Here is a 21,971-nt window from a genome sequence, read left to right as displayed (position 1 = left end):
GATGCGCTTAGATAAATTTTTAAAAGTATCACGTTTAATTAAACGTCGAACATTAGCAAAGGAAGTAGCGGTGCAAGGCCGTATTACGATCAATGATAAAGTAGCAAAGGCAAGCAGTACCGTAAAAGTAGGCGATGAGCTGGCAATTCGTTTCGGTCAAAAAATTGTAACGGCACGTGTCGAAGAAATCCGCGAAAATGTGAAAAAAGAAGATGCATTAAAAATGTTCACGATAATAAAAGAAGAGCGATTAGAGAAAGTTGAACCTGAATTTATTGATGATGAAGAATAAGAATATGGCATGACCAACTTTTTGAGTCATGCTTCTTTCCGTTGGTGCATATAGTGTACAACTATAAGCTCAAAGGGGGACTTGCATTGACTATTCATCAAGAAAGCGCACGTTATACCATTTCGTCAGGAGATCACTTAGTAACGGTACGTAATCGTAAACGGATGGACATGACATCTGTTAAAAGTATCGAACGATTTGATCAGGAAGAATTTTATGTGAATACATCACAAGGGCATTTATTGATTCGTGGTGAGGAACTGCGTATTGTTCATTTAGATGTGGACAAGGGATTACTGACGTTAGAAGGGGAAGTGAAGCAATTCCAATACGATGAAAGCGAGAGTGGCTTATCGAAAAGTTTCCTTCATAAATTGTTTGGATGATGATGAGTGCGCAGCTTATAAGCATTCTTGTCATGTTTATAAGCGGAGTTGCTGTAGGTGCAATAATCGATTGTATCCGCATTAATGTAAATCGTATCCCTCTAAAAAATATTCGACGTATTACCTGGATTTTAGAATGGATAGTCTGGTTAATACTAGGGGTTACTACGTTTTATTTGTTATTTATAGTAAAAGGAGGGCAATGGCGGGTAGTTGATCCACTTGCCCAAATCGCCGGAATTGCAACTTATGAATTGCTGTTCCAAAAAATTATCCGCTTTGTTGGAAGAGTATGTATAAATTTATTTGTGAAGCCGGTTATTTTTATTGGACATGTAGTAGTTAAACTGGTTAAAAATATTATAAAACTAGTAATAGGGATTGTATTATTTATTTGCCGTCCCTTTATTAAGTTTTTCAAGAAATATTTGTTAAAAAACTTTAAAACACAGCAGTGAACTCGTATAATGATAACAACTATTGATTGTGAGGGAGGAGACGGAAATGGGAAGAAGAAATGTGCAAGAAGAGCTACATAACCATAATGTCCAGTCGTTGAATAACGATTATGTCCGCTCAAATCCGCAAGCAAAAGCTCAAATTAAAGCAAAAATTGCTGTACGTCGTCGCAGAAGATTAGCAGTATTTTTCATTTTAGCAACTGTAGTAATAGCCGTATTAGTAAAAGCGAACATGGTCCAAAGTGATCGCCTCGCCGCGAAACAAGAAGCGAAAGCCGCGGTTGAAGAACGATTGGAAGAAGCGCTTCACAGACAAGAGCTATTGAATTTGCAGATTGCGAAGCTGGAAGATGATGAGTATATTGCGAAGCTGGCAAGAAAAGAATTTTTCCTTTCTGAAGAAGGCGAAATTATTTTCACAATACCGAATAAATCGGACAAAGAAAATAAAGACAAGCCTGAAGATGACAAATAATATTGTAAAACGCGTTATATAAAGAAAAATGTGACTTTGAAATTTAATAAAAAACCAGTCAGTATTGTAATTTCGTGATAAAATTTCTGGTATTAATTGCCTTTAGGTAGAGTGTCTTGTTGACACTCTTTTTATGTTAGCTATAATTAGAGAAGAAGCTATTGAACAAAAGTTTCATTATAATTGATAAATGGCTTTTCAATCGAAGAGTCTCTTAAAATTTAAGGAGGAGCATTTTTTTTATGTCAATTGAAGTAGGCAGCAAAGTACAAGGTAAAGTAACAGGAATCACAAATTTCGGTGCATTCGTTGAGCTTCCAGATGGGAAAACAGGTTTAGTTCACATTAGTGAAGTGGCAGATAACTACGTAAAAGATATTAACGAGCATCTTAAAGTAGGCGATGAAGTCGAAGTTAAAGTGATGAATGTTGAAGCGGATGGAAAGATTGGTCTTTCAATTCGTAAAGCAAAGCCTCAAGCTGAGCGACCAGAGCGTCCACAGCGTCCTCGTCGCGAAAACAACCGTTCTAACGATCGTAATGATCGTCAACCAAAAGAGAACTTTGAACAGAAGATGGCGCGTTTCTTAAAAGATAGCGATGAGCGTTTAACTACATTAAAGCGTGCAACTGAGTCTAAGCGCGGTGGCCGTGGAGCTCGCAGAGGATAATTTTGCTGGCTGTTTGAACGTAGAAAAAGTGTCAAATAGATAAAGCGATGGATTGTAAGTGCAAAACTTACAATCCATCGCTTTTTTTCGTAAAGAAGATATAGGGGTCCGTAATTAGATCATTCTTTTTCAGAGTTATGCTTGATGAGCACACGGATAAGGGTAACAAAGCAAAAAATGCCTCCAATTAAACCGATTGCAATCATAATTATTTGTAATGGGAGCGGCAAGTTTGTCAATATGACGCCTCCAACGACTAGAAGCATGCTAATACCGCAAAGAAAAGCTAAATATGTAAAGTTTTGCACCAAAGAAAACGCCTCCTCTTATTTAATAAGTATAATGTATAAGGGAGAGTGTGTGTCACGAAATTACAGAATACGAATAGAGACAAAAATAAAAGCCGCCTAGGAATACTAAGTTCCTAAACAGCTTTTGAGATGACCCGTACGGGATTCGAACCCGTGTTACCGCCGTGAAAGGGCGGTGTCTTAACCACTTGACCAACGGGCCTATAAATGGTGGCGGCAGAGGGAGTCGAACCCACGACCTTTCGGGTATGAACCGAGTGCTCTAGCCAACTGAGCTACACCGCCAAAATTAACAACAAAACTAATAATACATTGCAGTCTATTTAGTGTCAACACTATTTTTTTGTAATTTCCACTATCATAATACGCATAAAGTTACTTTGTATTATTTTTTGTAATTTCTACTAAAAAACGCGTAAAAACGCGCATATTACCGTAAAAAAACCGTCGAACAATTTTTTGACGCCAATCCTACAAACAGACAAATTTCACTTTTTCAGCTTTATATAATAGCGTTAAAAAGAAAAGGTGATAGTAAAAATGGTGACATTAAATAATCAAAATGAGTTTCAAACACTAAACTTAAGCTTATTCTTATATAAAGAAAAATCGAGAATGATAATAGCGAGTGTTATAGCGTTTGCAGCTTTCTGTTTTGCACAGGCAGTTTTCTTTGAAGCTGTTACTCCGTTATTTTTACCTTTTTGGCTTGTTATTCGAACGAGATTTGTCTCATTTCAGAAGAGTGCTTTACTAGGGGGAATACTAGGAACGCTCTTTCTTGGCTTTGGACAAGCAGCTGTTGTTTTAGTGCAGCTTTTCTTCATGGAATGTCTCGTCCGGTTTAAGTTTATAAAAATATCCCCTTACTTTTTACTAGCCAGTACAATTATTGCTATTCAACTAGCATGGCAGATGATGCTTCATAGCGGTATGCCATCCGTCATGACATTATTTTATATCGTATATGAATGCTTTTTTGCGGTATCGATTTTGTTTTTTATGCGTATTTTGACATTGCCGAGTAAAGAAAATGGAAATATCGAGTGGACAAGAGAAAAAATAACGGCAATTATTGTCGTTTTGGCCGGTATGTTGATCGGCATGGAAAACTTAGCGCTTTTTTACTTTTCAATGGCGCTGATCGTTCTTCACTTCCTCATTTGCCTTGTAGCCTATGCCTCTACGGTTGGAGCTACGGTCATCTTTTCATTATCTCTTGGCTTTTTTATCGGCTTAGCAAACTTATCTTTCACAGGCATGATGATTTTATATGCTTGTACGGGGCTGGTCGCAGCTTTTGTACAAAATCAGGGACGTTATGTCGTTGCGCTCTTTAGTTTTCTGCCAAGTATCTTTTTCTTCTTTTATGATGCGACATTACCGATTGATAGTGTTTATTTTATATCGATGCTTACAGGGGCCATCATTTTTCTGCTTTTGCCGAAAAATATACTTGAGTATTGTAAAATGTACTATAAACAAACAACAGTCAGCATCATTCAAGTGAACCGTAATGAAGTGGTGGAAGTGCAGCTTAAGCAGTTTCAGCAATTTGTATCTTTTATGAAGGAGCTTGTGTTTGATCATTTCACACAAAATAAGACCAAAAGTAAGACAACTGCAGAACCGTTTCTAATTTGCTCCAGCTGTTTCAAATATGAAGAGTGCTGGGGGAGAAACGGGGAGATGGAAGGAATTATTGATTCGTGGAGATTAGCAAAAAGAAGTACGAAACCGGTTAGCTGGATTCGGGTAGAAGAGCAGCTGAAAGGAAAATGCATTAAATCTTCTAAATTGCTGGAAGAACTAGAGTCTGCCTTACACAAAGAGCATATGGAGAGACAGTTCTATCATGGCAAAAAAATGATTGCCTTACAGCTTCGGGATTTAAGCAGCCACTTTGAAAAGCTGTTAAACAGCCAGCGATTAGAAATCGGCACATCGGAAATGGATGGGGAGATGCAGCAATTTTTAAAAGAACATGATATTAACTGTTTGCATATTCAGTGGATAAAAAATGAAATAGGGAATCGAGAGTTTGTTTGTTATGTCGCAGATCATCGTGATGCACATGTCGTTATCCACCAACTAGAGCAGCAACTGTTTGAATTTTTGCATGAACCATTGAAAGGTGAACAGATTTACGAGCAGCACTCGCCTATTTTTTACCGTCAAATTAAGTTTACTTCAGCAATTCGTTATCAGTTGGAGTATGATATATATACGTATTCCCACGCAAACCATGCAATTTCCGGTGACTCTTACCGTGTGTTTCCGATTCATCCGGGACTTATGGCGATTATGCTGTCGGATGGAATGGGGACGAATGTGCGAGCAAATCGTGAAAGTGAACGCTTAATTCAAATGATGCAGGATTGCCTTACGTATAACATGGATCCTGAAACAGCGATGCACACAATGCATTATGTAATGTCGCTGAAAAACGATTCGGACATGTATGCAACAATGGATTTTGCACTTGTCGATTTACAGTTCGGCCATTTATGGTGTTGGAAAGCGGGAGGCATGACGACATATGTGTTAAGAGGGAATGATCTATTCAAAATAGAAAGTACAAGTGCCCCGATTGGTTTTTTACCTAATTTCGCAATTGATACGGAAATGACGCAACTATTGTCAGAGGATGTTATTTTAATGATTTCTGATGGATTATTTTCACCATCTGCGCAATGGGATGCACAGGAGCAATTATTTATCAGGCTGATTCGTCAAGGGCTGGAAAATGGCGCTTCCATCCAGGTTGTATTATTCGATGTCATGACACAATTCAAACAAAGATACCCGATTGCAGACGATTGCACCGTAATGCTATTCCGTTTGCAGCATGTAATAAAACCGTGGCAAGTATTCAGACCAGCAATCACACATTGAAATGTAATATGAGGTGAGTAAATGCACACTTTAGAACATCAAGTATTAGCGTATATAAAAGAGCAGCAGCTTATTAAAAGTGGAGATAAACTATTAATTGCTTGTTCAGGAGGCGTTGATTCAATGGCGCTTCTTTCTTTTTTTTATCATTTCCGAAACTATTTTCAAATTGAGCTCGCCGTGGCGCATGTTGACCATATGCTGCGCGGCGAACAATCTGCTCAAGACCTCCAATTTGTTGAGCAAGCATGTAATGACTGGGCGATACCTTTCTATAGCTGTGCTATACCCATTGCGGAAATCCACAAAAAAGAAGGCGGAAACATTCAGGCGATTTGCCGGAAGGAACGCTATCATTTCTTTGAAACCGTCATGCATACACATAAGTTTTCAAAATTAGTAACGGCACATCATGCGGACGATCAGCTCGAATCAATGTTAATGGCATTGACGAAAGCGAGTTCACTAAACGGATTGAAAGGTATTTTACCGTCACGTAAATTTCAACAATTTACCGTAATTCGTCCTTTTTTGATGGTTACAAAAGACGAAATTGGGGAATATTTACATAGTAAAGGTCATTTATACCGTGAAGATCCAAGCAATGCAAAGAATAACTATACCCGCAATCGTTTCCGTCACAATGTCGTCCCAGTCTTGAAGGAAGAAAACCCCCTTGTTTCCCGGCACGCAGTCCACATTGCACAGCAGCTTTTAGATGATGATTCGTATTTAATGGAGCTTGCAGAAGAGCGTTTTTCGAAGCTTTTTCAGAAAGTCGACAAAAATTGTTATAAAGTGAAGGTTTCGGAACTGCAAAAAGAGCCACTTGCTTTACAAAGAAGGCTCATTTTAATACTATTAAGTTATCTTTATAACGATTCAAATACGATTCAAAGCTACGCACTTTGTACGACGATTTTGACGTTATTCTCAACGTCGGATGGAAGTCGTACACTTGATTTACCGGAGAATTTTATTGCGCGTCAACAATACGATGAAGTTGTATTTGAATATAAGCAGCAGGACTTGCCGACATCAAATCAACAAATCGCTTTGAATGAGTGGTGTGTGCTTGGAACGATGCGCATATATATTGGGGAACTTGCACGATGTGATGAGGACTTACTGCAAAAGTATCCGCATCACTTTTTCACCGCATCAACTGTATCGTTTCCCTTATTCGTAAGGGCTCCCAAACAAGGGGATCGTATTTTGCTACAAGGTATGCCGCATCAGAAAAAAGTATCTCGCATTTTTATTGATGACAAGATTCCTTTAACAAAAAGAGCTAGCTGGCCATTGTTAGTCGATGCTAATGATGACCTTTTAGCGATAGTAGCTGTACGCGTTAACAATAAATTTTCTAATGTAAAGTCGGCATTGCATGAAATGGTGCTTCTTGTCGATAGCAATGAACGTCTTTAGAAAGTTTGAACAATAAAAGGAGGAATCTACTCATGATTCAAAATGACATCGAAAAAATTATGATTACAGAAGAACAAATCCAGGAACGTATTAAAGAGCTTGGCGCTCAATTGACAGAGGAATACAAAGACATGTTCCCATTAGCTGTCGGGGTGCTAAAAGGTGCAATGCCATTTATGACGGATCTGATGAAACGTTTCGATTCTTATGTCGAGCTGGACTTTATGGATGTTACTTCATATGGGAATGCAACTGTTTCATCTGGAGAAGTAAAAATTCTTAAAGACTTAAATACAAGTGTTGAAGGTCGCGATGTCATTATTATTGAAGACATTATCGACAGTGGTTTAACTTTAAGCTATTTAGTGGATTTATTTAAATACCGTAAAGCAAAATCGATTAAAATCGTAACGTTACTGGATAAGCCATCTGGTCGTAAAGTGGAATTGAATGCAGATGTTGTTGGCTTCGAAGTTCCGGACGGTTTTGTTGTAGGCTACGGTCTAGATTATGCAGAGAAATATCGTAACTTACCTTACATTGGAATTTTAAAACGTGAAGTATACTCATTCTAATATTTTTTAGATTGTACAAACCTTCAATTTTAAGGCAAGCATCCAGGACATAAGTAGTAAATGAGCGCATTTTGTCATAATTCGTTTTAACGTTTAAAATGTGCGGTGCTTTTTATTGTATGAAAATTTCAACGTATGTTAAGATTTTACTTATAGTTTTTCTGTAACGTTGTGAGGAGGCTGGGGATGAATCGAATATTTCGATACACCATATTTTATTTACTAATATTTCTCGTGATTATCGGGATTTTTGGAACATTTAATGGTGGAAAAAAGACAACTGAAAACCTTGATTACTATGCGTTTTTTGAGGCTTTAGAGAGCAATGAGATTGCTTCTATGGACATACAGCCTGAAAGAGGCGTGTATAAGATTGTAGGTCAGATGAGAGGCGCTGAAGAAGGCGAAACTTTCACAGTGAACGTTTTACAAAATGACCAAACTTCTGTAGACCGTATTTTGCAAGTTGAAGAACAAGTTGCAAACGGTGAATATCCAGGAGTGGAAATTTTAGAACAACCACAAACAAGTGGGTTCGTAACATTCCTTACGAGCATCATTCCATTTGTCATCATTATTATTTTATTCTTCTTCTTACTAAGCCAATCGCAAGGTGGCGGTAATAAGGTGATGAACTTCGGGAAGTCAAAAGCTAAGCTATTTGATGACACGAAGAAAAAAGTTCGTTTCAATGACGTGGCAGGTGCCGACGAAGAGAAACAAGAACTAGTTGAAGTAGTAGATTTCTTAAAAGATCACCGTAAATTCACTGATATCGGTGCACGTATTCCTAAAGGGATTCTATTAGTAGGTCCTCCAGGTACAGGTAAAACATTACTTGCACGTGCTGTTGCCGGTGAAGCGGGCGTACCATTCTTCTCGATTTCAGGTTCTGATTTCGTAGAGATGTTCGTCGGTGTCGGTGCATCTCGTGTTCGTGACTTATTTGAAAACGCTAAGAAAAATGCCCCATGTATCATTTTCATCGATGAGATTGATGCAGTAGGTCGTCAACGTGGTGCAGGTCTTGGTGGTGGACACGATGAGCGTGAGCAAACATTAAACCAATTACTAGTTGAAATGGATGGTTTCGGTGCAAACGAAGGTATTATTATCATCGCTGCAACAAACCGCCCGGATATTCTAGATAAAGCATTATTACGTCCTGGTCGTTTTGACCGTCAAATTACAGTTGGTCACCCAGACGTAAAAGGCCGTGAAGCAATCCTTAAAGTACATGCACGCAATAAGCCATTATCAGATACAGTTGATTTGGCAGCTGTTGCACAACGTACACCAGGATTCTCAGGTGCAGATTTAGAAAACTTGTTAAACGAAGCAGCACTAGTAGCAGCTCGTAAAAACAAAAAATCAATAAACATGGCTGATATTGATGAAGCTTCTGACCGCGTAATTGCCGGTCCTGCAAAAGCAAGCCGTGTATACTCTCCAAAAGAGAAAAAGCTTGTTGCATTCCATGAAGCTGGTCACGTAGTGGTCGGTCTTGAATTGGATGAAGCAGATACTGTTCATAAAGTAACGATTGTCCCTCGTGGTCAAGCTGGTGGTTATGCCATCATGTTACCGAAAGAAGAGCGTTTCTTCACAACGAAGCAAGAGTTACTTGACCGTATTGCCGGATTGCTTGGCGGACGTGTTGCGGAGGAAATCGTGCTTGGCGAAGTATCAACAGGTGCACATAATGACTTCCAGAAAGTAACGAGCATTGCACGTGCAATGGTAACAGAATACGGAATGAGCAATAGTCTTGGTGCTGTTCAATACGGTTCAAACCAAGGCGGTAACCCATTCTTAGGTCGTGACTTCGGTTCAGATCAAAACTATTCTGATACAGTAGCATATGAAATTGATAAAGAAGTTCAGCGTATCGTTGATGAGCAATATGCCCGTACGAAACGTATTTTAACAGAGCGTCGTGATTTACTAGATTTAATCGCAAATACGTTAATTGATAAAGAAACGTTAAATGCACAGCAAATCGAACATTTACGCGACCACGGTATATTACCTCCTGAAGAGGCGGTAGTAGAATCTGAGCTTCCAAAAGAACAAAAAGAAGCAACACCAACAATTGAAACTGCTGGTAATGTTTCGATCAACAAAGAAGTTCAAGGTGAAAAGAAATCACCAACAGTTGAAGATTTACCGAAAGACGTTTCAGATGATCGCCCGCAAGGCATCGATGAAGACCGTCCAAAATAATACAATGAAACTGACTATTTCCTGGGAAAAGGAGATAGTCAGTTTTTTCTTCTTAATATATTTCCTTTTGACATAACAGAAGTTGATTAAAATAGAAAACGCAAACTCTAGCGGAAAGCGTCTGTCCGCTTGGCAAATCAACGGATGTTGTTGAAAGGGAAGGATTGCCGGCTAAAAATACTGAATACTGTATAGTAGATGGCCAAATATGGTATGATTTTTTTCAGTACAGGAAAAGTAGGTGCCACTTGTGATTTTAGTAATGAATGCAGGTAACTCCAATATCATTTTAGGAATTTATCATCAGGATAAACTTATCCATCATTGGCGGACAGAAACAAACATACGAAAAACTGAAGATGAATATGCGATGCAATTTAAGGCGTTTTTTGCTCATGAAGGCATTTCATTTGAAAAAGTAAAAGGGATTATTATATCCTCAGTTGTGCCACCTATCATGTTTGCACTTGAATTAATGTGTAAAAAATATTTCAGTATCCAGCCTTTAATTGTAGGGCCTGGTGTAAAAACAGGCTTGAATATAAAGTATGAAAACCCGCGTGAAGTTGGGTCAGACCGTATCGTGAATGCGGTTGCCGCATTACAGCAATATAGCGGCAGGCCACTAATTATTATCGATTTTGGTACAGCGATTACGTATTGCTTTATTAATGAGCGAGGCGATTATTTAGGGGGAGCCATTGCACCTGGTATTGCTATATCAACAGAGGCGCTCTATACGCGTGCTGCCAAATTACCTCGCATAGAAATTGCCCATACATCGCAAGTTGTGGCAAAGAATACGGTAGCTGCTATGCAGGCGGGTGTTTTTTACGGTTTTTTAGGACAAGTAGAAGGCATCGTCAGTCGTATGAAAGCTCAAAGTAAAGAAGAGCCCCTCGTAATTGCAACTGGCGGGCTGGCTAAATTAATCGCTAATGAAACCCAGATGATTGATGTTGTCGATCCGTTTTTGACACTCAAGGGACTTGCGACGATTTATAAAAGAAATCAATAGAAAAGAGGAATTTCAACATGAAAGACTACTTAGTAAGAGGAATTGCATATGACGGACAAGTTCGTGCATTTGCAACAAATACAACTGAAACTGTAGGAGAAGCACAACGCCGCCATAATACATGGCCTGTAGTATCTGCTGCGCTTGGCCGTTCAATGACAGCATCTGTAATGATGGGTGCGATGTTAAAAGGGGACGACAAAATTACGGTAAAAGTCGAAGGGAACGGTCCAATCGGTCCAATGGTTATCGATGCAGATGCCAAAGGAGATGTGCGCGGCTTTGTTACAAACCCACATGTTCACTTTGAATTAAATGAACAGGGGAAACTGGATGTACGTGCAGGTGTCGGTTCTCAGGGAGCACTTACAGTTGTTAAAGATTTAGGTTTACGTGATATGTTCTCAGGCCAAACACCGATTGTCTCGGGAGAAATCGCTGAAGACTTCACATACTACTTCGCTTCATCTGAACAGGTACCTTCTTCAGTAGGCCTAGGTGTATTAGTAAATCCGGATAATACAATTTTAGCTGCAGGTGGCTTTATCATTCAATTAATGCCTGGCTGTGATGAAGAAACGATCGAAGCAATTGAAAAACGTTTATCTTCAATTGAGCCTGTATCAAAAATGATTGAAAAGGGATATTCACCTGAGCAAATTTTAGAAGCGGTATTAGGAGAAGGAAACGTTCAAATTCTTTCATCAATGCCTGTACAGTTCCAATGTCAATGTTCAAAAGAGCGTTTTGGTGCGGCAATTATCAGTTTAGGTGTCGGTGAGATTCAGGAAATGATTGACGAAGATGGTCAAGCAGAAGCACAATGTCACTTCTGTTTAGAAAAGTACCACTTCGATAAAAGTGAACTTGAAGGCTTTGTGAATGAAATCCAATCGTAATTTACACCAAACACCACAACCAACACAAAATAATTTACCGTACACACAACGACGCTTAAAAACAAAACCTACGTTGATGTTATTGTTACTATTGTTAATCGGAAATCTATTTTGGTTTGTGCTATGGTTACTCCCATCTGATGAAAAAACGTCAGAAAAAGAAGATGGCGGCGGCGAAAACATTGCTGCCGTCGAGGGAGATCCAATTACACGCCAACAATGGCTTGCTGAAATGGAAAACCGATACGGAAAAGAAACATTGCAGAGTTTAGTAAATGAAGCTGTTATGGAAAAAGCGGCGAAAAAATATAAACTCGATGTAAAAGAAGAAGAGATAGATTTAGAAATCGCCTTATTACGCTCGGCACAAGATTCAAATGATACAACTCTACATAGCTTATCTCCGGAGCAACTGCGTCAAAAAATGCGTGCTCAACTCATCCTCGATAAAGTATTAACAAATGATATTGTTGTAGAAGAGGATGAGGCTAAAAAATATTATGAAGACAATAAGTCGATTTATAATATTCCAACTACACACCGAACAAGTATGATTATCGTGAACTCAAAAGAGGACGCGGAACGAGTGGAAAAAGAGCTGAAGGACGGCTCTGATTTTGCGGTTCTGGCACGTGAACATTCATTGGATACAGCTTCGGCTAGTTTAGGCGGCGATATTGGCTTTATTTCATCAAGTCAATCGGCAGTCGATCCTGCAATTTTACCAGAAGTGGAAAAACTGAAGGAAGATGAAACTTCCAAACCATTTGTATTAAGCGATGGGCGCTATGCGATCGTCAAGGTTACAGAGAACATGGAAGGGCAGTCATTCAGCTTTGATGAAGTAGAAGGCCATGTAAAACGTCAGCTTGCTTTAGAACAGCTGCCACCTTCCATTACACCGGAAGCTTTCTGGGCAGAATTTAATGCCACATGGATTTACGGAGAATCCAAAAATTAACGCAGGATTTTAGACAGGCAAGGACAGAAGTTGAAGTTTTTAGTGAAAGAGAAACTTTTATTGAGAAACTGCTACTTTATAAAATTGATTGGAATGGAGGGGCCACGCCCGCGGAAAGCGTCCCCTGGAATGGAAATCAATTTTGCTGTCCCTGCCTTTTTATTAAGTAAACCTAAATAGTCAGAAATTTTCCAAAAATTTCGTTTCAATTAATTGACAAGTAGTATTAAAAATTGATAAGATACAAATTAAGTAAAACCTATTGATTTGGTAGGGATTTGGAGAGGAATGGATAAAATGAGTAAATTAGCAAATTCAGTGGCGGACTTAGTAGGTCGCACACCAATCGTAAAATTAAACAATGCAACAAGTGAAAATGAAGGTACAGTTTACGTAAAACTTGAATACTTTAACCCAGGTTCTTCAGTTAAAGACCGTTTAGCTTTAGCTATGGTTGAAGCGGCAGAAAAAGATGGCACATTAAAGCCAGGCGGCACAATCATTGAACCGACTTCTGGTAACACAGGTATCGGTTTAGCAATGATTGCAGCAGCTAAAGGCTATAAAGCAGTTTTAGTAATGCCTGAAACAATGTCATTAGAGCGTCGCAACCTTTTACGTGCTTATGGTGCTGACTTAGTATTAACACCAGGTCCAGAAGGTATGAAAGGTGCAATTGCAAAAGCAGAAGAATTATCTAAATCAGAAGGATACTTCTTGCCACAACAATTCAAAAACGAAGCAAACGCAGAAATTCACCGTTTAACAACAGGTCCTGAAATTGCGGAAGCATTCGAGCAAGAAGGCTTAAAATTAGATGCATTTGTTGCAGGTGTAGGTACTGGCGGTACAATTACTGGTGCAGGTGAAGTATTGAAAAATAAATTCCCTGAAATCGAAATCATCGCTGTTGAGCCTAAAGATTCTCCAATTCTTTCAGGCGGTAACCCTGGCCCACATAAAATTCAAGGTATTGGTGCAGGTTTCATTCCGGACGTATTAAACACAGAAGTATATGATTCTGTATTACCGGTTGAAAACGAAACAGCATTCGAATATGCACGTAAAGTAGCGCGCGAAGAAGGTATTTTAGCTGGTATTTCTTCAGGTGCAGCGATTTACGCAGCAATCGAAACTGCAAAACGTTTAGGTAAAGGCAAAAACGTATTAGCGATTATTCCATCAAACGGTGAGCGCTACTTATCAACACCTTTATACCAATTTGAAGACTAATTAAAATTTATCTAAGAAATTATAAAAGCCATTTTGCGAGAACAACTCTCGTAGAATGGCTTTTTTCTTAGAAACTGCTAAGTTAAAAATGGATTTTTACAGCGTTATCGAGTTTAATTAAGAAAAAGGTAAAGCAGGTGTAAATTGATGCAACAACTAGAAACACATACTTTTTACATGACAAAAGATGAATTTTATTATAGTTTCCAAGAACAGACTGCAACGGAAAAACAGCGGACGTTTATGGAAAGTGGTCGTGGAGGGCATTATTCAATCGCCGCATGGCAGCCAATTGCAAAGGCAAAGTCAGTGGCACAAGGTCTTGAACTGACTTGGAAAAATGGAGAAACAGAGCTGAAAACAGGTGAAGCACTCGCGGAGCTGGAAAAAGTGATCGCCAAGTACAAGCTTGAAGCGAATCCGAAACTACCTGATTTCCAAGGTGGGGCAATTGGTTTTATTTCATATGATTATGCGCGCACGATTGAATTCCTTCCAAATGAGGCGGAAGATGACTTGCAAGTACCGGATCTTTATTTTTATTTATTTGATCATTGGGCAGTACATAATGTACAAACAGGTGAAGTGACATTGATGAAATTTGCTACTAGTGAAGTTGATTTACTTTCATGGCAAACGGATTGGCAACAGCATGCGGTAGCCGGATTGGAAAAGCGCCATTTTAATCAGGAAACAGCAAAAAATATGCAGCAGGATGAAGCGGAATTGCAAGTCTCCTTTAGTGGAGATGCATTTGAAGCTGCTATACATAAAATTCAGCACTATATTGGACAAGGTGATGTGTTCCAAGTGAACTTGTCTGTGCGTCAGGCGAAAAAGCTTTCGGCTGCACCGATTGCGATGTATGAGGCAGTTCGTTCGTTTAATCCTTCGCCATATATGGCTTATATTGAAAGTGAAGATTTTGCCGTTGTTAGTGGCTCTCCGGAATTGCTTGTAAAACGTAAAGGAAATGAGCTTTCAACAAGACCGATTGCTGGGACACGTCCGCGCGGAGCATCAGAGGAGCAGGATTTAGCGTTGGCCAATGAACTCATTGAACATGAAAAAGAGCGTGCAGAACATGTCATGCTAGTTGATTTGGAACGCAATGATTTAGGACGGGTGAGCAAATACGGGACGGTAGAAGTAAATGAGTTCATGGTGATTGAGCATTACTCACATGTAATGCATATTGTTTCGAATGTTCGAGGAGAAATTGCGCATGGAAAAACAAATGCGGATGTGATTCGGGCGATGTTCCCGGGTGGAACGATTACAGGGGCACCGAAAATCCGTACGATGGAAATTATTGAAGAGCTTGAGCCGGTACGCCGTGGTCTTTACACAGGATCGATCGGCTGGATTGGCTATACAGGCGATTTGGAATTAAATATCGTTATCCGTACAGCGTATATTCAAGATAGCATTGCATACATTCAGGCGGGCGCCGGAATAGTCATCGATTCGATTCCGGAAAACGAGTATATTGAATCAATGAATAAAGCGAAAGCAATGTGGCAGGCAAAAGCAATGGCAGAAGAGGTGAGCAAATGATTTTAATGATTGATAATTATGATTCGTTTACATACAACTTAGTGCAATACTTCGGTGAATTCGGTCATGAACTGGTCGTAAAGCGCAATGACGAAATTACGGTAGAAGAAATCGAAAAGCTCCGACCGATGATGCTTGTTATTTCACCAGGGCCTTGTACACCAAACGATGCGGGGGAAAGTCTTCGGATTATCGAACATTTCACAGGGAAGCTTCCGATTCTAGGTGTGTGCTTAGGTCATCAGGCAATTGCACAAGTGTTTGGCGGCGATGTAGTGCGTGCAGAGAGATTGATGCACGGGAAAACTTCACCTGTTCTTCATAATGGGGTTGGTCTGCATAAAAAGAATGCGAACCCGTTTTTAGCAACGCGTTATCACTCGCTGATCGTAGAACCTACAACATTACCGGACTGTCTGGAAGTAACGGCTTGGACAGAGGAAGGCGAAATTATGGGTCTGCGTCATAAACAGTATCCGATTGAAGGAGTTCAATATCATCCTGAATCAATTATGACTGAAGACGGCAAGCAACTGTTACGAACATTTATTGAGACGTATTGTTAGGAGGGATGGGCAATGCTTTGTTGGATGAATGGCCAGTATATCGATGAACAGGACTTGAAAATTTCCCCGTTTGATCACGGTTTTTTATATGGTCTCGGTTTTTTTGAAACGTTTAGGACATATGAGGGCAAGGCTGTCTATTTGCATGAACATTTCAGCCGCCTGCTGGAAGCGTTAAAAGAGTACCGTATTCATTTTCCGTATACGCTACAGAACATAGAAGAGGTCATTGAAAAGCTCAATGTACAGGATGGCAAAGAAGGGTATTTTCGTTTAAATGTATCGGCTGGTGTGCATTCGATTGGACTTGCTCCGTCAGAATATAACGAACCAACCGTTATTCTGTTTCGTAAAGAACTGCCGAATATGGTGCGCGGTACAGAAAAAGAAGCGGTCTGGCTGAAAACAGCACGTAATTCTCCTGAACAGCAGATCCGCTATAAAAGCCATCATTACGGCAATAATGTTCGAGCACGGTTAGAATTGCCGAGTTTAGCGACACAAGAAGGTTTCTTTACGGATCAGGACGGTGTTGTTGCAGAAGGTATTACGTCAAATGTCTTTTGGATAAAAGATGGTATACTGTATACGCCTTCTACTAATTTAGGTATTTTACCGGGCATTACCCGAAAAATAGTCATTCAACTCGCTGACGAACTCCAAATCCCGGTTCGAGAAGGTCGCTTTATGGCATGGGAATTGGAACAGGCGGATGAATGTTTTATTACAACGGCTGTACAGGAGCTTGTACCGATTTCCCGTATTGGGAAGGTACAGTTTGCCGGCAGTGAAGGCAGACTTTATAAAAAGCTGCATCAAATATATTTACAAAAAATCAATAAGCGTTTAGGAGACCGTCATGTTAGAAAACTATAAAGTACTCACATTAAATGGGATTGAGCTGGATTTCCGCAAAGAAACATTCGTGATGGGCATTTTAAATGTAACACCGGACTCATTTTCGGATGGCGGCAAGTTCAATTCGATAGAAAAAGCCGTTGCCCAGGCGAAAAAAATGGTGGCAGATGGAGCGAAAATTATCGATGTCGGCGGGGAATCAACACGCCCTGGTTATATACGAATTTCCGATGAGGAGGAAATTGCACGTGTCGTACCGGTAATTCGAGCGCTTTTAAAAGAAGTACCTGCGATTATTTCAATTGATACGTATAAATCAAATGTTGCGCGTGCCGCAATTGAAGCGGGGGCACATATTATTAATGACATTTGGGGCGCAAAAGCGGATCTGGAAATGGCAAATGTTGCAGCAGAACTGGATGTACCAATTATTTTAATGCATAACCGTCTGTCAGATCAGTACGATAACTACTTTGCTGATTATATGGCCGATATGCAGGAAAGTATTGCGATTGCAAAAGCAGCGGGAGTAAGAGATGAGCATATTTTCCTTGATCCGGGCATCGGTTTTGTGAAAAGCTTAAGTGAAAGCATTGAAACGATGCAGCGCCTTGATGAACTTGTTGCATTAGGATATCCGGTATTGCTTGCGACATCGCGCAAGCGTATGATTGGGTCAATTTTAGAATTACCTGTAGAGGAACGAGTGGAAGGGACAGCCGCTACTTGTGCATTTGGTGTCCAAATGGGCTGCCATATGATGCGTGTTCATGATGTTAAAGAAGTGGCGCGTACAGTAAGAATGATGGATGCGCTTGTAGGGAAATTTGAAGTACAAGGTGAATTGGCACCGAGACATTAAGGAGTTTGCAATGGATTACATTCATTTAAAAGAAATGCAGTTTTTTGGTTATCACGGTGTATTACCGGAAGAGAACGTATTAGGGCAACGCTTTCGGGCTAATGTATCGCTTGCTGTGGACATGAAACGAGCGGGTGAGACAGATGAGCTGGATCATACCGTAAGTTATGTTGGCGTTTATGATATTTGTAAAGAAGTGATTGAAGGTAAACCGTATAAACTAATTGAAGCGGTTGCGGAAAAAGTTGCTTCAAGTATTTTAACGCAATATGAAGGTCAGATTTTTGGGTGCCGCGTCGAAATTATTAAGCCTGATCCTCCAATACCGGGACATTACAAAGAAGTCGCGGTCGAAATTATAAGAGGGCAATTCGTATGACGACAGCCTATTTATCGATTGGTACGAATATTGGTGAGCGTGAGCAAAACTTGCAAGACGCGGTAAAGCTGCTCATCGCACATGAGGCGATATCTGTAACAGCGATTTCTTCAATTTATGAAACAGCAGCAGTCGGTTTTACAGATCAGGCCGATTTTTTAAATATTGCCGTTGCTCTTGAGACGGAGCTTGATGCCCATAATCTTCTAGCGCAATGCCAAAAAATCGAAAATGATCTTGGCCGTGTTCGTGAATTCCGCTGGGGACCGCGAATAATCGATTTGGACATTTTGCTGTACGGTCAAAAACAATATGAAACAGAAGCCTTAACGATTCCACATCCTCGTATGTATGAGCGTGCATTCGTTCTTGTGCCGTTAGAAGAGATTATGACGCAAAATTATGATATGCTTGTAGGCGTGCAAAAAGCGTTACATGCACTTGATATAGAGAAAGAAGGCGTCAATCTGTGGAAGAAAATCAATACGGTCGCAGAATTCGTGCCTTTCGAAAACTGAAACGAATTCAGCAAACCGAATTTGCAAAACATATTGGTATATCTGTAACAATTTTAGGGCGGATTGAACGAGGCGAGAAACAACCCTCTGAAGAACAGCTTCAAACAATTGCAGATGTATTACAAATAGATATAATCGAACTAAAAGGTGAATAACCTGGTGGAGGGAACAAAAAGGTGTCAAACATCGACCAAAAGCCTTTCCAAATAGGCGATATTATTATGGATAACCGTGTCGTTCTTGCTCCGATGGCTGGAATCTGCAACTCGGCTTTCCGATTAACGGTAAAAGAATTTGGTGCAGGGTTAGTCTATGCGGAAATGATCAGTGATAAAGCGTTGAATACCCGCAACAAAAAAACATTGGACATGCTTTATATCGATGAGCGAGAAAATCCGATGACACTGCAAATTTTCGGAGGAGACAAAGAAAATTTAGTAGAGGCGGCAAAATTTGTAGACAAACATACTACAGCCGACATTATCGATATCAACATGGGTTGTCCTGTAAACAAAATTATTAAATGTGAAGCTGGCGCAAAATGGCTTCTTGATCCGAACAAAATTTACGAAATGGTTTCAGCTGTTGTCGATGCAGTCGATAAGCCGGTTTCGGTAAAAATGCGTATCGGATGGGATGAAGAGCGTGTATTCGCTGTAGAAAATGCTCAAGCAGCAGAACGTGCAGGTGCAGCCGCGATTGCAATGCATGGCCGAACACGTGTGCAAATGTATGAAGGTAAGGCAAACTGGGATGTCTTAGCTGAAGTGAAAAAAAATATTAGCATCCCGTTTATCGCGAATGGGGACGTGGAAACACCGGAAGATGCAAAGCGCATTCTGGAACATACGAATGCAGACGCGGTTATGATTGGTCGTGCTGCTTTAGGAAATCCATGGATGATCTATCAAACGGTGAAATACTTGGAATCAGGTATTCAAATTCCAGAGCCTTCTATTCGTGAAAAGATGGACGTTTGTTTACTTCATTTTGAACGTTTAAAAGCACTTAAAGGTGAAAAAGTGGCGGTAAGAGAAATGCGTAAACATGCATCATGGTATTTAAAAGGAATTCGCGGAAACGGGAAAATCCGTAATGCCATCAATTTAACAGAGACTGAGCAAGATTTACGTATTCTTTTAAATAGTGTGGCAGATGAATACGAAGAAGAAGCGGTTATTGTATAAACAGTAATGAAAGGCATCAGCTGATGATGCCTTTTTGTTATGTAAAGGGAAATCACTTAACAGAATTGTCTGATATTTAAAATTAATTCGAAACAGGTGAATCACCCAAAGAAATACTGTACAATGGAAACATTATGGACTATTGTGCCGTTTTGGAGCGCAAAAACATTAAGGAGTGAAATACGTGTCAAATATCGAAGAATTAAACGACCAACTTTTGGTGAGACGCCAGAAGATGACAGATATTCGCGAAAACGGTATGGACCCATTCGGCAGCCGTTTTGAACGCACACATTTATCGAACGAAATTATTGCAGAAAATGAGCAATTTGATAAAGAGCAATTAGAAGAAAATCCACGTGAAGTTGTAATCGCTGGACGTATTATGACGAAGCGCGGTAAAGGTAAAGCTGGTTTTGCGCATATCCAGGACTTAGCTGGCCAAATCCAAATTTATGTACGTAAAGATGCAATCGGTGAAGAAGCATATGAATTATTCAACAAAGCAGATCTTGGGGATATCGTAGGGGTAAAAGGAAACGTATTCCGTACGCAAGTTGGAGAGTTATCTGTTAAAGCGACAGAGTTCACTTTCCTGACAAAAGCGTTACGTCCGTTACCTGATAAATTCCACGGCCTGACAGACGTAGAACAACGTTACCGTCAACGTTATGTAGACTTAATGACAAACGATGAATCAAAAACAACATTCATCCAACGTTCAAAAATTATCCGTGCAATCCGCAACTATTTAGATAACAATGGTTATTTGGAAGTTGAAACACCAATGTTGCATACAATTGCAGGTGGTGCGGCGGCTCGTCCGTTCATTACACACCACAATGCATTGGATATGGAATTATATATGCGTATCGCTATCGAGCTGCATTTAAAACGTTTAATTGTTGGCGGCTTGGAAAAAGTGTATGAAATCGGCCGTGTATTCCGTAACGAAGGTATTTCAACTCGTCACAATCCGGAATTCACAATGATTGAATTATACGAAGCGTATGCAGACTATAACGATATTATGGATTTAACAGAAAACCTTATTGCACATGTAGCTCAAGACGTTCTTGGTACAACATCTGTACAATATGGTGAAGATACAATTGAATTAGGTGTTGGCTGGAAACGCGTGCATATGGTAGATGCAGTTAAAGAAGCAACTGGTGTAGACTTCTGGGCACCGATGACTGTAGAAGAAGCACGCAAACATGCTGCTGAACACGGTGTGGAAATTAAAGATGCACATGAAGTAGGTCACATCATCAATGAATTCTTTGAGCAAAAAGTAGAAGAAACATTAGTACAACCTACTTTCGTAACAGGTCACCCAGTGGAAATTTCCCCATTAGCGAAGAAAAACCCTGAAGACCCACGCTTCACAGACCGTTTTGAGCTATTTATCGTTCGACGTGAGCATGCAAATGCCTTCACAGAATTAAATGATCCAATCGATCAACGTGAGCGTTTTGAAGCTCAAATGGCTGAGAAAGAAGCTGGAAATGACGAAGCACATGAAATGGATAATGATTTCATCGAAGCCCTAGAATACGGTATGCCGCCAACTGGTGGTTTAGGTATCGGTATCGACCGTTTAGTAATGTTGCTAACGAACTCACCATCAATTCGTGATGTTTTATTATTCCCGACAATGCGCCATACTACGAAGTAAGTTTATTTAGGGCCCTGCGTTATTCGCAGGGCTCTTTTCTTTATTATAGAAAGATTAGTGTACTTATTTGTTCTGGTGAACAATAAGAGTGTGTTGGCGGTTAGAGTACTATAGAAGGATATAAGGATATAAGGAGATGAGGAAGCTATCAAGCGTACTTTTCTATATGTATTGAAAGGGAATTAAGTGAAGCTATATAGATTTTGATAAAAAGTATAATATTTTTTGAAATAACTATTGCAATATAGTTATGGGGATGGTATATTATTTCTTGTCGCTAAAACGTGACGCAACAAATTACAAAGTTCTTTACTTTTCGACTTTAGAGTGGTAAAGTTTAAGAGTTACTGAATTTACAGTGAAATATGGGTTAAAAACTTTTTGGAAAAAGTTGTTGACATTCATATTACATAAATGGTAAGATATAAAAGTTGTCACAACGACAACACAATGAACCTTGAAAACTGAACAAGCAACGTTAATGAAACAAGCTTCTTAAATGAAGCAAACAATAGATTTCAACTTCTAACGAAGTTGG

Annotated in this window: 23 protein-coding genes and 2 tRNA genes; 22 read left to right on the top strand and 3 right to left on the bottom strand. The window is 39.7% G+C overall.

What is annotated here, in order from left to right; all coding sequences use genetic code 11:
• The first annotated feature begins 1 nt into the window (after position 1).
• The 5 genes from ACQKN3_RS19475 to ACQKN3_RS19455 all read left to right on the top strand — a co-directional run bounded on the left by ACQKN3_RS19475 (position 2) and on the right by ACQKN3_RS19455 (position 2,285).
• A complete protein-coding gene (locus tag ACQKN3_RS19475; RefSeq protein ID WP_079523123.1) occupies positions 2 to 292 on the top strand; it encodes an RNA-binding S4 domain-containing protein in 291 nt (96 codons plus the stop codon).
• Positions 293 to 378: 86 nt separating this feature from the next.
• Positions 379 to 678, top strand: a complete 300-nt coding sequence (gene yabP, locus ACQKN3_RS19470; RefSeq protein WP_008408271.1) for a sporulation protein YabP — start codon at positions 379 to 381, stop codon at positions 676 to 678.
• Positions 679 to 680: 2 nt separating this feature from the next.
• Complete coding sequence (gene yabQ / locus ACQKN3_RS19465; RefSeq protein WP_251691531.1) at positions 681 to 1,136, top strand: spore cortex biosynthesis protein YabQ; 456 nt, start codon at positions 681 to 683, stop codon at positions 1,134 to 1,136.
• 46 nt (positions 1,137 to 1,182) lie between these two features.
• Complete coding sequence (locus ACQKN3_RS19460) at positions 1,183 to 1,614, top strand: FtsB family cell division protein (RefSeq protein WP_251691529.1); 432 nt, start codon at positions 1,183 to 1,185, stop codon at positions 1,612 to 1,614.
• Positions 1,615 to 1,856: 242 nt separating this feature from the next.
• Positions 1,857 to 2,285, top strand: a complete 429-nt coding sequence (locus ACQKN3_RS19455) for a S1 domain-containing RNA-binding protein (RefSeq protein WP_008408265.1) — start codon at positions 1,857 to 1,859, stop codon at positions 2,283 to 2,285.
• A gap of 119 nt (positions 2,286 to 2,404) precedes the next feature.
• Here the strand turns inward: ACQKN3_RS19455 and ACQKN3_RS19450 are convergent, their stop codons facing one another.
• From ACQKN3_RS19450 to ACQKN3_RS19440, 3 genes are all read right to left on the bottom strand, one after another.
• Complete coding sequence (locus ACQKN3_RS19450; RefSeq protein WP_251691527.1) at positions 2,405 to 2,593, bottom strand: sodium:potassium antiporter; 189 nt, start codon at positions 2,591 to 2,593, stop codon at positions 2,405 to 2,407.
• Between the two features lie 133 nt (positions 2,594 to 2,726).
• Positions 2,727 to 2,798 (bottom strand) — tRNA-Glu (locus tag ACQKN3_RS19445).
• 6 nt (positions 2,799 to 2,804) lie between these two features.
• Positions 2,805 to 2,881: transfer RNA gene (locus ACQKN3_RS19440), tRNA-Met, on the bottom strand.
• Between the two features lie 255 nt (positions 2,882 to 3,136).
• Here ACQKN3_RS19440 and ACQKN3_RS19435 point away from each other — a divergent pair.
• From ACQKN3_RS19435 to lysS, 17 genes are all read left to right on the top strand, one after another.
• Positions 3,137 to 5,491 carry a SpoIIE family protein phosphatase gene (locus ACQKN3_RS19435; RefSeq protein ID WP_251691526.1) on the top strand — a complete coding sequence of 785 codons (2,355 nt, stop codon included), beginning with the start codon at positions 3,137 to 3,139 and terminating at the stop codon, positions 5,489 to 5,491.
• Positions 5,492 to 5,512: 21 nt separating this feature from the next.
• On the top strand, positions 5,513 to 6,919 hold the full coding sequence (tilS, locus tag ACQKN3_RS19430; RefSeq protein WP_427714193.1) for a tRNA lysidine(34) synthetase TilS: 1,407 nt from the start codon (positions 5,513 to 5,515) through the stop codon (positions 6,917 to 6,919).
• Positions 6,920 to 6,951: 32 nt separating this feature from the next.
• Positions 6,952 to 7,494 (top strand): hypoxanthine phosphoribosyltransferase, encoded by a 543-nt coding sequence (gene hpt / locus ACQKN3_RS19425; RefSeq protein ID WP_251691524.1) that lies wholly within the window; start codon positions 6,952 to 6,954, stop codon positions 7,492 to 7,494.
• A gap of 186 nt (positions 7,495 to 7,680) precedes the next feature.
• Positions 7,681 to 9,717 carry an ATP-dependent zinc metalloprotease FtsH gene (gene ftsH, locus ACQKN3_RS19420; protein WP_251691523.1) on the top strand — a complete coding sequence of 679 codons (2,037 nt, stop codon included), beginning with the start codon at positions 7,681 to 7,683 and terminating at the stop codon, positions 9,715 to 9,717.
• A gap of 250 nt (positions 9,718 to 9,967) precedes the next feature.
• A complete protein-coding gene (locus ACQKN3_RS19415; protein ID WP_427714191.1) occupies positions 9,968 to 10,735 on the top strand; it encodes a type III pantothenate kinase in 768 nt (255 codons plus the stop codon).
• A 17-nt stretch (positions 10,736 to 10,752) separates the two neighbouring features.
• Positions 10,753 to 11,634, top strand: coding sequence for an Hsp33 family molecular chaperone HslO (gene hslO / locus ACQKN3_RS19410; RefSeq protein ID WP_427714188.1), 882 nt, complete (start codon positions 10,753 to 10,755; stop codon positions 11,632 to 11,634).
• A complete protein-coding gene (locus tag ACQKN3_RS19405; RefSeq protein ID WP_251691516.1) occupies positions 11,618 to 12,595 on the top strand; it encodes a peptidyl-prolyl cis-trans isomerase in 978 nt (325 codons plus the stop codon). Before hslO ends, ACQKN3_RS19405 begins: the two co-directional genes overlap by 17 nt.
• A gap of 297 nt (positions 12,596 to 12,892) precedes the next feature.
• Complete coding sequence (gene cysK / locus ACQKN3_RS19400; RefSeq protein ID WP_251691514.1) at positions 12,893 to 13,828, top strand: cysteine synthase A; 936 nt, start codon at positions 12,893 to 12,895, stop codon at positions 13,826 to 13,828.
• A 147-nt stretch (positions 13,829 to 13,975) separates the two neighbouring features.
• Complete coding sequence (locus ACQKN3_RS19395; protein WP_427714184.1) at positions 13,976 to 15,385, top strand: anthranilate synthase component I family protein; 1,410 nt, start codon at positions 13,976 to 13,978, stop codon at positions 15,383 to 15,385.
• Positions 15,382 to 15,951 carry an aminodeoxychorismate/anthranilate synthase component II gene (pabA, locus tag ACQKN3_RS19390; protein WP_427714181.1) on the top strand — a complete coding sequence of 190 codons (570 nt, stop codon included), beginning with the start codon at positions 15,382 to 15,384 and terminating at the stop codon, positions 15,949 to 15,951. The genes ACQKN3_RS19395 and pabA overlap by 4 nt, the downstream gene beginning before the upstream one ends.
• Positions 15,952 to 15,963: 12 nt before the next feature.
• Positions 15,964 to 16,827, top strand: a complete 864-nt coding sequence (gene pabC / locus ACQKN3_RS19385) for an aminodeoxychorismate lyase (RefSeq protein WP_427714178.1) — start codon at positions 15,964 to 15,966, stop codon at positions 16,825 to 16,827.
• Positions 16,811 to 17,671 carry a dihydropteroate synthase gene (gene folP / locus ACQKN3_RS19380; protein ID WP_427714175.1) on the top strand — a complete coding sequence of 287 codons (861 nt, stop codon included), beginning with the start codon at positions 16,811 to 16,813 and terminating at the stop codon, positions 17,669 to 17,671. The genes pabC and folP overlap by 17 nt, the downstream gene beginning before the upstream one ends.
• Positions 17,672 to 17,681: 10 nt before the next feature.
• On the top strand, positions 17,682 to 18,050 hold the full coding sequence (gene folB / locus ACQKN3_RS19375; RefSeq protein WP_427714172.1) for a dihydroneopterin aldolase: 369 nt from the start codon (positions 17,682 to 17,684) through the stop codon (positions 18,048 to 18,050).
• Positions 18,047 to 18,568 carry a 2-amino-4-hydroxy-6-hydroxymethyldihydropteridine diphosphokinase gene (gene folK / locus ACQKN3_RS19370; RefSeq protein ID WP_427714169.1) on the top strand — a complete coding sequence of 174 codons (522 nt, stop codon included), beginning with the start codon at positions 18,047 to 18,049 and terminating at the stop codon, positions 18,566 to 18,568. Before folB ends, folK begins: the two co-directional genes overlap by 4 nt.
• Entirely contained in the window at positions 18,520 to 18,723 is a 204-nt protein-coding gene (locus tag ACQKN3_RS19365) for a helix-turn-helix domain-containing protein (RefSeq protein WP_251691500.1), read from the top strand. The genes folK and ACQKN3_RS19365 overlap by 49 nt, the downstream gene beginning before the upstream one ends.
• Positions 18,724 to 18,744: 21 nt before the next feature.
• Positions 18,745 to 19,755 carry a tRNA dihydrouridine synthase DusB gene (gene dusB / locus ACQKN3_RS19360; protein ID WP_427714165.1) on the top strand — a complete coding sequence of 337 codons (1,011 nt, stop codon included), beginning with the start codon at positions 18,745 to 18,747 and terminating at the stop codon, positions 19,753 to 19,755.
• 175 nt (positions 19,756 to 19,930) lie between these two features.
• Positions 19,931 to 21,433, top strand: coding sequence for a lysine--tRNA ligase (gene lysS / locus ACQKN3_RS19355; RefSeq protein ID WP_353056588.1), 1,503 nt, complete (start codon positions 19,931 to 19,933; stop codon positions 21,431 to 21,433).
• Positions 21,434 to 21,971: the final 538 nt, after the last annotated feature.

This window comes from Solibacillus sp. NPDC093137 (assembly GCF_050280445.1).
GTDB classification, from domain to species: domain Bacteria; phylum Bacillota; class Bacilli; order Bacillales_A; family Planococcaceae; genus Solibacillus; species Solibacillus isronensis_B.
Note: the sequence above shows the minus strand (reverse complement) of the source record. Positions and strands in the feature narration are given on the sequence as shown.

Excerpts from the sequence above, each read along its gene's own strand:
- ACQKN3_RS19475 (WP_079523123.1), top strand. The coding sequence starts at position 2 with ATGCGCTTAGATAAATTTTTAAAAGTATCACGTTTAATTAAACGTCGA.
- yabQ (WP_251691531.1), top strand. The coding sequence starts at position 681 with ATGAGTGCGCAGCTTATAAGCATTCTTGTCATGTTTATAAGCGGAGTT.
- ACQKN3_RS19460 (WP_251691529.1), top strand. The coding sequence starts at position 1,183 with ATGGGAAGAAGAAATGTGCAAGAAGAGCTACATAACCATAATGTCCAG.
- ACQKN3_RS19455 (WP_008408265.1), top strand. The coding sequence starts at position 1,857 with ATGTCAATTGAAGTAGGCAGCAAAGTACAAGGTAAAGTAACAGGAATC.
- ACQKN3_RS19435 (WP_251691526.1), top strand. The coding sequence starts at position 3,137 with ATGGTGACATTAAATAATCAAAATGAGTTTCAAACACTAAACTTAAGC.
- tilS (WP_427714193.1), top strand. The coding sequence starts at position 5,513 with ATGCACACTTTAGAACATCAAGTATTAGCGTATATAAAAGAGCAGCAG.
- hpt (WP_251691524.1), top strand. The coding sequence starts at position 6,952 with ATGATTCAAAATGACATCGAAAAAATTATGATTACAGAAGAACAAATC.
- ftsH (WP_251691523.1), top strand. The coding sequence starts at position 7,681 with ATGAATCGAATATTTCGATACACCATATTTTATTTACTAATATTTCTC.
- hslO (WP_427714188.1), top strand. The coding sequence starts at position 10,753 with ATGAAAGACTACTTAGTAAGAGGAATTGCATATGACGGACAAGTTCGT.
- ACQKN3_RS19405 (WP_251691516.1), top strand. The coding sequence starts at position 11,618 with ATGAAATCCAATCGTAATTTACACCAAACACCACAACCAACACAAAAT.
- cysK (WP_251691514.1), top strand. The coding sequence starts at position 12,893 with ATGAGTAAATTAGCAAATTCAGTGGCGGACTTAGTAGGTCGCACACCA.
- ACQKN3_RS19395 (WP_427714184.1), top strand. The coding sequence starts at position 13,976 with ATGCAACAACTAGAAACACATACTTTTTACATGACAAAAGATGAATTT.
- pabA (WP_427714181.1), top strand. The coding sequence starts at position 15,382 with ATGATTTTAATGATTGATAATTATGATTCGTTTACATACAACTTAGTG.
- pabC (WP_427714178.1), top strand. The coding sequence starts at position 15,964 with ATGCTTTGTTGGATGAATGGCCAGTATATCGATGAACAGGACTTGAAA.
- folP (WP_427714175.1), top strand. The coding sequence starts at position 16,811 with ATGTTAGAAAACTATAAAGTACTCACATTAAATGGGATTGAGCTGGAT.
- folB (WP_427714172.1), top strand. The coding sequence starts at position 17,682 with ATGGATTACATTCATTTAAAAGAAATGCAGTTTTTTGGTTATCACGGT.
- folK (WP_427714169.1), top strand. The coding sequence starts at position 18,047 with ATGACGACAGCCTATTTATCGATTGGTACGAATATTGGTGAGCGTGAG.